Here is a 12,826-nt window from a genome sequence, read left to right as displayed (position 1 = left end):
ATCAAGATCACTAAAAAAAGCAGTATCTATTGAAAAAAAGGCGCGCGTCTTTTTTAACGCGCGCCTTTTTGAATACTAGAAAAACAGTAATTTAGATTGTTGCCAACAACAATGAAATTACTGACATTAACTTAATCAAAATATTAAGAGATGGTCCTGAAGTATCTTTGAACGGATCGCCCAAGGTATCACCAACAACGGCTGCCTTGTGCGCAGGAGAACCCTTGCCGCCAAAGTGTCCTTCTTCAATGTACTTCTTTGCGTTATCCCAAGCACCGCCACTGTTTGCCATGGTCAGCGCAAGTAATGCACCAGAAATGGTAGCGCCTGCCAAGAAGCCACCAAGAGCCACGTTACCAGACATCGGCGTGTTTAAACCAAAGCCAAACTTAATAACAACTGGCGCAAGAATAGTAATAACACCTGGCAAAATCATTTCCCACAAAGCTGCCTTAGTGCTGATATCGATACATTTTTCGTAATCAGGCTCAGCCTTGCCTTCCATCAAGCCAGGGATTTCTTTAAACTGGCGACGAACTTCTTCAACCATTTGCCATGCTGCTTTACCAACTGAACGCATGGTAAATGCTGAAAGAAGGTAAGGCAATGTTGCGCCAATAAACAAACCGGTAATAACTAATGGATCAATCAGATCAAGTGATGGCACTTTTGATTCTTCGCAATAAGCCGCAAACATTGCCAACGAAGCCAACACTGCAGAACCAATTGCAAAGCCTTTGCCAAGCGCTGCCGTCATGTTGCCAAGAGAATCTAGCTTATCGGTAATTTTACGAACTTCTGGACCAAAGCCAGACATTTCAGAAATACCGCCAGCATTATCAGCAATTGGACCGTAAGCGTCTACTGTCATGGTAATACCAACGGTTGCCAACATTGACACAGCTGCCAACGCAACACCAAACAAACCGCCAAAAAATTCGAATGACGCAAAGATAATAAGTGCAATAGCACAAACAGGTACAACCAATGATTCAAAACCAATGGAAAAACCAAAAATCAAATTTGGACCAGCACCAGATTGTGATGCTTCAGCCAATTGTCTTACCGGCTTGCCGCTTGTGTAGTAGTCGGTTACTAAACCAATAACCACACCAGCTGCCGCACCAAGTGCGATAGAACCAAACAAGGCCATGTCTAAGCTAAGCCAATTCATATATGCATAAGAACCAGCAATAAACGTAGCAATCGCTACATAAGCAGCTTTATGCAACATTGCTGAAAGTTTAAGTCTAAAAATAAATGATGATGCAAGGCCAATCATGGAAGCCACAAGACCAATAGCGCACAACATAATTGGCAATGAAATATATTCAAGTCTGCCAGCATAGGTTGTTAAAGCCAAAGCAATAGCACCCACAACAGACGCTATATATGATTCAAAAATATCAGCGCCCATACCGGCTGTATCGCCAACACAGTCACCCACATTGTCTGCAATAACAGCAGGATTACGTGGATCATCTTCAGGAATGCCCAACTCAACCTTACCAACCATATCAGCACCAACGTCTGCTGCCTTGGTAAAAATACCGCCACCAACACGAGCGAAGAGTGCGATAGAGCTTGCACCAAGACCGTAGCATGTCAGAATGCGAATGAAGACAATTCTTTCACCACCAACAAAAAGATAAAACAACGCGCCAAGACCAAGTAAGCCAAGTGATGCAACAACAAAGCCCATCACTGAACCGCCAAGAAGCGCTACCAAAAATGCTGCGCGCTCACCTTTGTTTTTTGCTGCAATGGTTGTTGCTTCGTTTGCGTGCGTTGCTGCGCGCATACCAATATAACCAGCAAACATTGAAGACAACGCGCCAAAAGTATACGCAAGAGCGGCATGCATACTAAAAACATAACCAATAATAACAAAGGCTATAGCGATAACAAATGCTAATACTGAATACTCTTTGCGCAAGAAAGTCATTGCGCCTCTGCGAATAAGCCCAGCGATATGCGCTGACTTTTTATCAGTGTTTTTAAAACCGATAATATGTTGATAGATCGCCGTTGTTAAGACAAGTCCTGCTGCAGCAACTGCCATAAAAACGTAAAAATATGACATCAAATCCATTGATGGCTCCTCTGGGGTTATACATACATTCACTGAAAAATCTCCGAATCGTAGATAAACAGCATAAAACACCTACATTTTTTGTAAATATATCGCGCAAAAAAAATGATCTTTGAACAAAATTGCCATTTAGAAAACCAAACGTTACAGTAGTAAGCATTGCTGCCATAGGCCTTTCAAGTAGAATATCGAAAGACTTTTTATGAATAAATTAGCACAAACAGTAACAATATCGACGATGAAAACCATCTGCTTTTGCTTTATTTTGTCATGGTTTTATGCTCTTTGCTCGCAAATTATTATACCCATGCCATTTAACTTAGTACCGCTAAGCGTGCAGCCATTGCCACTTTTCGTAGCAACACTCCTGCTGGGCTGGCCAGCGGTTTATGCTTTTGGTCTTTATTTGTTGCAGGGGGCTTTGGGTGCACCATTTTTTGCTTTTGGTTTGGGTGGGCTTGGCCGGCTATGTGGCCCAACGGGCGGCTATTTGATTGGTTTTTTACTTGCAGCAATCTTTTTGGCATGGGCAAAAAATTACAATAAGAAATCAACGCTGGCTCTGGTTAACAAACTTGTTGCTGCAAATATTATTGTTTTTACTTGCGGCTTGGTGCAACTCAGCCTGTTTGTACCAGCGCACAACCTGCTTACGCTCGGCTTTTTTCCTTTTTTGATTGGCGATTTTGGTATTAAACTTGCTGTTGTTGTTGCACTGGTAAAAAGGTTAAACATTGCGCACTTAACCTTTTTGCGCTAAAGTTTGAGCATACAAATAATCAAAATTATCCCCCTTTTTTGCCGGAAAGGCGCTTCCCATGAACCAAGGCAAGATCAGTTTTGTCACCGCCGTACTTATCTGTCTTAACACTATCATGGGCGCCGGCATTTTTATTAATGCCAAGCCGCTTACTTTTTTGGCTGGCTCTTTCGGTTTTATTAGTTATCCACTATGCGCTTTGTTAATTTTACCAGTTATTTTAAGCATCGCAGAGCTTGCAAAGCTCCATCCCGTTTCAGGCGGGCTCTATGTTTATAGCAAAATGCACCTGCACCCACGCATTGGCTTTTTTGCGGGCTGGAGCTATTTTTTAGCTAAAACAACTACCTCGGCTTTACTTGTTCATTGCTCAACAACGTTTTTTCAAACCTGCATTCCTGCATTGCGCGTTGTGCCAACACTGGTGCTGGACTACTTAATTATTGGTGGGCTGGTTACGCTCAATATTTTTGGCGTACGCGTTGGCGGCAAAGCGCAGTATGTAACATCGGCATTTAAAGCACTGCCAATACTTTTTAGTTTTTTATGCGGCTTTTTTGTAACACCTGCCCACATAGCAGCATTTAGCGACGCCGCTGCAATTGAACCACTAACGCTTATTCCTGTTGCTATTTTTGCCGTTGTTGGTTTTGAAATTATTTGCTCAATTGCCGGCTTGCTCGAAAAACCGGAACGCACCATCAAGCCTGCAATTTTGACTTCGTTTTCAATTGCTGTGTGCGTAGCAACACTCTTTCAATTTTCTTTATACCGCGCACTTGGGCCAGATTTGGCGCAAGCAAGTACGCCACTTTTAACACTTGGCACTACCTTTTTTCCAGCAATGCCATGGATTGGTCAATTGTTTAACGGCTTTGTTTTTGCTTCTATTTTTGGGGGCTCTTTTACTATTTTGACGAGCAACTGCTGGAATTTACACACATTGGCAAAAGACAACCATCTACCATTTTCAAACATTTTGACTAAATTAACTGCTGCCAATACGCCGTGGGCAAGCTTGATTGTTGAAGGTATTTTGTGCTGCTTAATTATCACCATTTCTCAACAACAAGCACCACTACAAAATATGTCTATTTTTGCCCACTTTGCCTGCTACAGTTTGACATCGCTTGCTCTGCTGCAGGCAATTAGAAAAGGTTCGGTCAAGCAATCGATCATGGTTCCATTACTCAGCCTTGCAAGCTGTTGTTATGTTTTTAACTTGTGCCTAAAAAATTTAATCACCTTTGGAATCTCTTTTTCTTTTGTTTCAATTTTTATCGTTGGCTGGGTTCTTTCATGCTTTTTTGGAAAAAAAAGCTCTGAGTAAAAATTAAAAAATAGTCTCGTGTTCCATTGCTGCAGGTACTTTTAAACCAAGATATTTTAATAGTGTTGGAGCAACATGCGCCAGACCAAAACGTATCTTGTTTTCAAAAAATCCGTTTGCCTCGCCCATAAACTGCTTGCCAGCTGCAACAAATAACACGGGGTTAGCAGTATGCGCAGTGAGCGGGTTGCCCAGCTCATCAAGTTTTTGCTCTGCATTGCCATGATCGGCAACCACAAACAACATGCCGGCGCGCTTAACTACAATCTCGCGATACAAAATACCCAGCTGCTCATCCAAAAATTCACAGGCTTTAACTGTTGCCTCAAAATTACCCGAATGCCCAACCATGTCGGCATTGGCATAATTAACTAAATAAAAATAGGCCGGATTTTTTTCAAGTGAACAAACCAACTTATCAGTAATCTGCTTGGCACACATTTCTGGGCAATCAGCGTAGCTTTTTGTTTTGATTGAAGGCACCAGCTCATACTGCTCTTGGGCACAACGCACATCACGCATCCCACGAAAAAAATAGGTCACATGAGCCGTCTTTTCGGTTTCTGCAATAACAAACACTGACTGACTTGTTTGCTCGGCAAGCTCATCAAGCAACGTATGCTCAACAACAACTTCTTCAAAAAGTACTTTATTATTAAAATCTCTTTTATACCGAGCGGCAGTAATAAAAAACGCCAATGAATTATTGTACGTACCAATCGTACGTTTAATTGTTACACAAGCAGGATCTATAAACGCTTGAGTTAGTTGCCGAGCACGATCGGGCCGCACATTAAAAAATATAATGCCATCACCTGCTCCCACCGCTCCTTGCGCATCAAGCAACGTTGGCACCACAAACTCGTCAGTAATTCCGTGCGCATACGATTGCTCCAGAGCAGCATGCCAGTCATGCGCTGGTCCTGGCGGAACTGAGGCATTACCACACAACACATCATAGCTTTGCTGCGTGCGCTCCCAATTATTGTCCCGATCCATAGCAAAAAAACGACCATGAATACTTGCCAAACTCATACCATCATAGTTCTGCAGCTCATGCGCTACATGTTGTAAATATATAAGAGCCGACTGCGGCGGCACATCGCGACCATCCAAAAAAGCATGGACATAAACCCGGTCAAGCCCAACCTGACAAGCAAGTTTAAGCAGGGCATACAAATGCTTTTCGTGACTGTGTACCCCCGCATCTGAAAGCAAGCCCATCACGTGCAAGGCTTTGCCGCTTTTTTTTAATGTGATAAGCACTTGTAAAAGATCTTCGCGCTCAAAAAAGCTCCCGTCATCAATCGCTTCATGAAAGCGACATAAAACACTTTTAATCACACGCCCAGCGCCCAGCGTTAAATGCCCCACCTCAGAGTTGCCAATGCAACCAGGCAAAAGACCCACAAATTCGCCTGCCGCATGGAGCAAGGTAGAGCGGTAATGCTGCCGCAGGTATTCAAAATTTGGCATACGTGCAGCCGCAACGGCATTACCATTTTTTTCATTACGATAACCAAACCCATCAAGAACAACCAACATGGCCGGGCAATTGTTTCTATTTGTACTCATTTTGACTCCTTGAGCTTTCTGCGCTATGCTTACCTCCTTCAATAATGATATGATCATCTTTTTTACCATAACGATTTATAAGCATCCTTGTAAAAAAAGGAAAATTATGACCGTAAAAACATCTGTTGTAGCCCTTCTTTTTGTCGTAGCGACCTGGGCTCCTTTTAAAAATTTAAGCGCGAATAACATTACTTCAGTACCATTTTTTTCTCAAAAAGAACTACCCTGGACTGAAGAAGAATCACAAAAGATGACCGCAGAGTTTGACGAGATCTTTGAAGAAGTTCTTGAACAAGTAGAAGAATCGTTTGGGGATATTTTAGACGAATTTGGCGAGATGGACGAACTCGACATCACCATTGAAGATCTAGAAAGCATAACCAACGACCCGAGCATAAAAACTGAACCTTCCTGGTCTGACAAAGCAAAGCTTGCCTGGATGTTCATTAAATTTGAAACAGAAAAAACCAAACAGCACATTAAAGAACACCCAGAAGATTATGTTGTGAGCGGTATTATTGCAACAAACCTGATTATTGCAGGAACTTTGTGGTGGTTGCTTTTGCAAGAAAAACCTTAAAGATGTGGGGCCACCATGAAAACAAATAAGCATGTTTTTGCACTCTACGCTCCTAATCTTTCTTCAAGTATTATCAAAGAACAAGAAGGCGCCAGCGTCAGTCTGCACGACAAAGATCTTCATAAACGCATGTTTAACATCCTGAGGCTTGAAGAGGGTGATCAGGTTATTTTATTTGATAAAAACTATCACGTTGAGCTTGTCCTCAAAAAAGTTGAAAAACAAGCAAGCTCGCCAATTGTAGGCAAACTTATCAGCAAACAAACAAATACAGCACCCACACCCAACATAACATTGTACCAATGCATCACAAAAAAAAGCCCGTTTGAAGAAATTGTTTATACCGCAACTCAAATGGGGGTTCAAACAATTGTTCCAGTAATTTCTGAAAAATCTGAAAAAAAATGGGCACCACGAGAAACTGAGCGCCTTGAAAAAATTATCATTGCGGCAATTGAACAATCAAAAAGTTTTGTGTTTCCAAAGTTTGCGCCTGCGCAGGAACTTTCACAAATCATCAGCGATGGCGATTTATGTACGCGCTGCACCAACAGCATCAACATTGTTTTTGATGCTCAAGGTCAGCCTGCCAGTTTGCTACCAACTGCAACACCACCAGCATATCTCAACGTTATTTTTGGCGCAGAAGGAGGCCTAACTGATGCAGAACTTGCAGCCCTGACTAGTAACGGGTTTACCAGTTATGCACTCACAACCAGCATTTTGCGCTCACGCGATGCAGCAATTGTGGGCCTGGGCATGTTACGAAGCTTACTCAGAAAATAATCAAATCGGTGGTTTTTTTAAAGAAAAATATTGCGTCTTAAGATAATGAGGCTCAATTTTTGTCGTTATGTTTTTTTGTTCTAGCCAATCAGCGTATGCTCTTAACCCAACAAAACGAGCCGAAGCAACGGGGAATTCTTCAAGTAACTGCGCGTGAAGCAACATTTCTTTAATTATTTTTGCATGCAGTCCAACAGCGTTTCCTGCAAAAATTACTACCTGCTCAGCATATTCTTTTTTAAGCCGCTCAAGAAGATCTTGAATTTTTTCACAACCCTCTTCACGGTCTTTGCCAACCATTTCGAGCGCATAGTAAACATCGTCATTATAAGCATTAAGCAATAAAACAAAATTTTTTGGCTGTTGTTGAATGGACTCGCGCACCTGATCAGACAATGCTTGCAAGCCATTAACGCCAATCAACGGCTTGTTGGCAGCCAAGCCAATGCCATTAACGGTTGCTAAAATGACTCGTAACGAGGTAAAAGCACCCGGCCCTTTGTCTACGGCAATAAAAGCAAGATCGGCTAACGTAAGATTATGATCTTGCAATAATTCCTGCATATATGGCACCAACTCAGAACTTGCGCGTTTATCGTTTTTAAAGAGCTCTTGCAAGCATACTTGTTCACGAAAAAGCGCTAGATAGAGGCCCTGATAGCCTCCTTGAATACTCACAAAAAATATCGTCATAATATGTTGCTAATTATTTTGTTTTTTGATCTTCTGTCGCTGATAAAAGAGACTAAAAGCATCATCCCTAATTGTATTTTCACGCTTTTCAATAATTTTGCCACAATTCAGGCACTTCCAGCCCTCAAAGTTAATGAAGTGATCAAAGAACGATTGCATGATCATTAAACCACCGCACTTGGGGCACTTCATACGTTCTCCTCTACTCTCGCTAACATAACCATGAGCACAAGACTAGACTATCAAAAAATATCTTACATGCAAATGATGCGCATAATCAAACTTTTTTTCGCATGCTTCAGGCTTGCAACTCAACCAACATTTCAAAAAATTCAATGTACGAACTTCCCAGCCAAAGATCAAGAGTATTCTCAAAAGATTCAATTTTGGCAATAAATGCATGTACCATAAAAATAACGCACTTCTCACAAAATCTATTAATCTATTGCACTTCTTATTCAGTTGTAGCTATAGTTTCCTCTTCCTGATTTTGGACTACTTCCAACGCCGAGCTACTCATTGCTTCTTCTTCTTGGTCACGTTCAAGCTCATCAGAAATATCCTCATTACCAGACTTTTCAGGTATCATCGCAAGAATTTTACTATCTTCAGGCTCCATGGGTAACACTTCGTCATGCGCTTTTGCTGCCAACTCAGCACGCCTGCGTCGTGCGCTTTCTCGTTCTCGATTTATCTGTGCGCGTTCTTGCGCAACTCGTTCTTGCTCTTGAAGAATCTGACTTTGTTTTTGAAACATTTGTTCTTGTTTTTGAACAAGTTGACCTTTTCTTTGCTCAACAAGCTTACGCTCCTGCTCAAGTTGCTGACGCGTTTTATGCAGCTCTTCCTGCGCTGCACTCAGATGCTCACGTTCTTGATTCACACGTTCTCGCACATCTTCAAGCTGACCTCGCTCTAAGCTTTCGGCTTGTAAGTTAGCATTTTCTTCTTCAAGGCTCTCAAGATTATCTTGCGCTAAACGTAAACGCTCTTCAACAGCCTGCTTATGTTTTTCTCGCTCTTCAAGGGCACGAGCCGACTCTTCTTGTAACTCTTGTAATTCACGTTTTTCATCTGTGAGAGATATCTTTTTAAATTTAAGAACTGATGCTTTATCCATTAATTGAGCTTCTCGGGCCTTGTGCGCACTACGCTCTTGTTCAAGGTACACATTAATCGATTCAATCATTTGGCCGGCAAGCTCTTCTACCAAGACTTTATGCTTTTCAGCCTCTTGGCGCAATGTTGCCTGTTCTTTAACTAATACACGCGCTTGGTCAGCGTCTTTGCGTGCCTGACTGACACGATCTTGCATTGATCGAACCTCAACTTCAAGTTGCCCTGCTTTTTTCTCAAACTTTTGCGCTTGCTGAATCGCTTGTTCAAGTTGAATCTTTAATTCAAGACGTCGTTGTCTTTCTTCTTCAATGTGCGGTACCAACAATTGCTTAGTATCTTCAATAGCTGCTTTGCGCTGCTCTGCAGCTTCTTTTTTGTCGCGCTCTTGCTGGCGCTGACTACGCTCTTGTTGTTCTTGTGCCTTTGTAGCAACATCTTCTGTTCTCTTTTCGGCCAATTCGGCTCGCTTAATAGCTTCCCGAGCCTGTTGATTTGCTTGCGCAATATCATCTTCCAAAGCCTGTGCTTCTTCGTCAGCGTCCTCTTCAACTTCTTTTACACGTTCTTGAGCCAAGCGAGCACGCTCCTCAGCCAATCTTGCACGTTCTTCGGCTTGGTAAGCTCGCTCTTTTGCCTGGCCAGCCTGATCAAGTATCTGACCAACATTTTCTTCTGATTTTTTAAGCGTTTCTCGCAAAGTATCGTTTTCTTGTGCTTTTGCCTTCAACTGAGCATGCAATACTTCTTTTTCTGTTACCGATTGCTCCATGCGCTTAAGCGCAGCAGTCATTTCCTGTTGAGCATGCTTTAAGTTGCCCCGTTCCTGACGAAGTTGAATCTCAAGATCAAGCCATTCTTCCGTTTTTGTTTTTATTTCTTTTGTCATCTTGTTTTTTAATTCTGTTTTATCCATACGCATTTTTTCAAGCGTATTGCGGGTTGATTCAAGCTCTGCTTTAATCTGATCAAGCTCGCCTTGCAACTTTTGCACCATAACAGGAACAACATGAACAGTCTTACTTTCTTTCATTTCAACATCAGACAAATCAGCATTTATTGCTTTAAATTGCAGCGAATATTCTTCCAGTGCACGTTGAGAGAGGGTGTTGACCGTTTCTTGATCAAGATCTACCGGCCGCTCCAAACTACCAGTTTTTTCTCTTTCTTGCTGAATACGCTCGTTGATATCATATAAAATAGTCAGACGAGCTTTCTTTTTTTGAGCATCGGACAACGCAATTTTTGCACTCATTTTGTCTAAAAATAAATCAGCTTTTTTCTGGGCTTGCACAATACTTTGCAACGTTGCTTGTTTATCCAAAAGTTGTTTGTACGACTGATCGGCCATAGAACGCGTAGAACTAAGCGTTTGGTCAAACCACAAATTTTGTTTTTTAAAACGCTGAGCAAAATCATCCACTTGATCAATTGTTTCACCCTCGGTGATAATACTTTTCATAAACGACATATCATTATAAAAATCTTTGGAAATCTTATTTCGCCACTCGGCAGAAACCTCTTGGCTCTGCCCAGTAGAGCGCACTGGCAAAAGCTCTGGTACGCGCGCCATCGACGACAGATCAAAAGAAAAATTCTTTGTTCCAAAGCTTGTCATTTTGCTATCCAGTGTGATGTTTTTTTGAAATTTTTCTTCCAACTGGCGACGCTGCTCTTCAGCCCGCAATTCAAGAGCTCTTTGTTCAGCCTGACTCATAATAATTAATTTTTCTTTTTCTGCGTTGTATTTAAGTTGAAAAGCTTTAGCTTCAATTTCTTGCTTAAGCTGAGCAGTCATTTGTTCAGCATCATTCCGAACTTGAGCTATTTTTTGTTCAACCTGAGCTTTAATTTCACGAATCTGACGAGCTGTCTCGCCCTTAAGTATACTATTTTGAGATACAGCACTTTCTTCAATTCTTTTGACTTCAAGCGCAGCCTGCTCCCGCAAGGCATCAATAGCTGCTTGTTGACCCACGAGCTGTGTTACAACAAAAACGTGCATAAAAACAACAAGTATGGTACTAACAATAACTTTTTTACTTTTAATCATGATTTCCCCACCAACCCCTTAGTATTGATACATCTTTATAACCTCATGTTTAAGTTTAAAAAAATCGCCCACCAATATCAACCAAATATCAATTTGAAATAAAAAACCTCTGGCTATCAATACAGTCGTATCCCTGATTTAAAAAAATATTTGAAAAAATAGCTGGTACTATCAAACTAAAGAGATAAAAATTATGAGCTTCTTTTCTGATCACTCAAAAATAGGTTAGTCTAAAAAAAAAGAGCTTTTTTTATAAAAAAATAAGGCCCAATACCGTGAATTCAAAAAAAATGTCCCGCACGTTTATTGTCATTCTTGTACTAGCAAGTTTGCTGGGGCTTGCTATAACCCACAAACCGTTGCGCCTCCATATTAACAATGCCTTGCTTAAACTACGAAGCCTCTTGCACAAAAGAAAGCCTCTAACACCTCCAGAACAACTCATAGCTCAAGAAGAAGCCTGGATGACGGTATTTGTGCACGGCACCTTTGGCTCTCTCATGAGCCTTTTAAGCGCAAAAAAGGTTTTGGACGATGATCTAAAAGATAGTCGCTACCGTATGGTAAATAAAAAGATGCGCAAAGATCCTTATTTTTTTAAGGACCAATTTATTTTAAATCGCGGCCTGGTAGCAATACCAACAACCCTTGATGTTAATCTTTCAACCAGCGACCGCTTTGCCGCATTTCCTTTATCGCAAGCTTACGAAACAATTGCCCAGCATGCGACCGCAGGCAAAGAAAAAAATCTTTTTTATACTTTTGGCTGGAGCGGACTGATGAGCCAACAGCGCAGACGCTCTGAAGCAATTCGTTTTTATAACAGCTTGGCCGAAGAACAAGAACGATTAAGCAAAGAAGGCCTTAAAGTAAATATTAGAATTATTGCTCACAGTCACGGCGGCAACCTATCGCTTAACCTTGGCGGTATTGCAAAGATCTTAAACGCCAGCTCTTACAAGCCTGAGCAAGCATTTTCTCCCATTTATGAAGAACATGAGTCACTTAAAGAGATGTTTTTACTTATTAACCAGTTGCCAACTCAAGAAAATGCTTTTAGTAAAAAAGGCCAAAAACTCTTCGATTACCTACCAACTAACAAAAATTTAGTTGTTGATGAGCTCATTTTGCTGGGAACCCCAATTCAACCTGAAACTGAATATTTTGCTCTTTCAAATATTTTTAAGAAAATTTATAACTTCTACTCGTCAGAAGATATTATCCAACAAATCGATTGGTTTACCACCAAGCAATATTACAGCAACCAGCGTTTTCACACATCAATTATCAACAAGGCAGCAAAAAAGATTACACAAGTAAAAATTATGTGTGATCGTCAATCAACAGAACAACCGCAAACAGAAGGAAAAAAATCATCGTGGCTAGAAGCTCTAAGTAGTATTTTTACACGAAAAACTAAAGATCCAACACACAAAGAATTGTGGTTTATAACCTGGAAACCAGCAGATAATGATCCAAACACTTTTTTCCTTTCACCACTGCCCGCTGTGGTCCTTATGCCAATGCTGCTCAATGTTCTTGGAAAAAAACCAACACTCACTGATGTCGACATTAATATCAGTAAAAAAAATAATTTATTGCACATCGTGCTTCACCGGCATCAGCAAACATTTTCTGAAAGTAGCATCTGTATGCCAATGAGTTTAATTGAAGCAATAAAAGAAGAATTTAAAAAATGGGAACCACCCGATCTGTCTGAGCCAACAGGCTTTGAGGCCATTTATCGTCATCTCATGTAGTATTGGACAGAAAAAATAATAGCTTTTTTTTATCCACATTGTATCATGAATTCCTAGTTGTCTAAGGATGTAATCACTAAT

At 41.0% G+C, this 12,826-nt stretch carries 10 protein-coding genes; 5 read left to right on the top strand and 5 right to left on the bottom strand.

Translation table 11 applies throughout. The annotated features are described in order from the left end of the window. Positions 1 to 91: 91 nt before the first annotated feature. Positions 92 to 2,092, bottom strand: coding sequence for a sodium-translocating pyrophosphatase (locus K2W90_02225; GenBank protein MBY0353158.1), 2,001 nt, complete (start codon positions 2,090 to 2,092; stop codon positions 92 to 94). 202 nt (positions 2,093 to 2,294) lie between these two features. Here K2W90_02225 and K2W90_02220 point away from each other — a divergent pair, with 202 nt between their 5' ends. Further along, positions 2,295 to 2,852 (top strand): biotin transporter BioY, encoded by a 558-nt coding sequence (locus K2W90_02220; GenBank protein ID MBY0353157.1) that lies wholly within the window; start codon positions 2,295 to 2,297, stop codon positions 2,850 to 2,852. Between the two features lie 58 nt (positions 2,853 to 2,910). Next, the gene (locus K2W90_02215; GenBank protein ID MBY0353156.1) at positions 2,911 to 4,182 is read left to right on the top strand and encodes an amino acid permease; all 1,272 of its coding nucleotides are present in this window, start codon (positions 2,911 to 2,913) and stop codon (positions 4,180 to 4,182) included. 3 nt (positions 4,183 to 4,185) lie between these two features. On the opposite strand, the gene gpmI is transcribed toward K2W90_02215, so the two are convergent. Further along, complete coding sequence (gpmI, locus tag K2W90_02210; protein MBY0353155.1) at positions 4,186 to 5,757, bottom strand: 2,3-bisphosphoglycerate-independent phosphoglycerate mutase; 1,572 nt, start codon at positions 5,755 to 5,757, stop codon at positions 4,186 to 4,188. A 106-nt stretch (positions 5,758 to 5,863) separates the two neighbouring features. Here gpmI and K2W90_02205 point away from each other — a divergent pair, with 106 nt between their 5' ends. Together K2W90_02205 and K2W90_02200 are read left to right on the top strand one after the other, a co-directional pair. After that, complete coding sequence (locus K2W90_02205) at positions 5,864 to 6,337, top strand: hypothetical protein (GenBank protein MBY0353154.1); 474 nt, start codon at positions 5,864 to 5,866, stop codon at positions 6,335 to 6,337. A 15-nt stretch (positions 6,338 to 6,352) separates the two neighbouring features. Beyond that, positions 6,353 to 7,123 carry a 16S rRNA (uracil(1498)-N(3))-methyltransferase gene (locus K2W90_02200; protein ID MBY0353153.1) on the top strand — a complete coding sequence of 257 codons (771 nt, stop codon included), beginning with the start codon at positions 6,353 to 6,355 and terminating at the stop codon, positions 7,121 to 7,123. Here K2W90_02200 and tsaB read toward each other — a convergent pair whose 3' ends face one another. From tsaB to K2W90_02185, 3 genes are all read right to left on the bottom strand, one after another. Continuing rightward, entirely contained in the window at positions 7,124 to 7,801 is a 678-nt protein-coding gene (tsaB, locus tag K2W90_02195; GenBank protein ID MBY0353152.1) for a tRNA (adenosine(37)-N6)-threonylcarbamoyltransferase complex dimerization subunit type 1 TsaB, read from the bottom strand. 24 nt (positions 7,802 to 7,825) lie between these two features. Continuing rightward, positions 7,826 to 8,008 carry a hypothetical protein gene (locus K2W90_02190; GenBank protein ID MBY0353151.1) on the bottom strand — a complete coding sequence of 61 codons (183 nt, stop codon included), beginning with the start codon at positions 8,006 to 8,008 and terminating at the stop codon, positions 7,826 to 7,828. Positions 8,009 to 8,270: 262 nt separating this feature from the next. Next, positions 8,271 to 10,985: a hypothetical protein gene (locus K2W90_02185; GenBank protein MBY0353150.1), complete on the bottom strand. Its 2,715-nt coding sequence runs from the start codon at positions 10,983 to 10,985 to the stop codon at positions 8,271 to 8,273. 275 nt (positions 10,986 to 11,260) lie between these two features. On the opposite strand from K2W90_02185, the gene K2W90_02180 reads away from it, so the two are divergent. Beyond that, positions 11,261 to 12,745 (top strand): hypothetical protein, encoded by a 1,485-nt coding sequence (locus K2W90_02180; protein ID MBY0353149.1) that lies wholly within the window; start codon positions 11,261 to 11,263, stop codon positions 12,743 to 12,745. Positions 12,746 to 12,826: the final 81 nt, after the last annotated feature.

The organism is Candidatus Babeliales bacterium (assembly GCA_019749895.1).
Lineage (GTDB): Bacteria > Babelota > Babeliae > Babelales > RVW-14 > AaIE-18.
The sequence above is the reverse complement of the archived record's forward strand: the minus strand, read 5'-3'. Positions and strand labels throughout refer to the sequence as shown.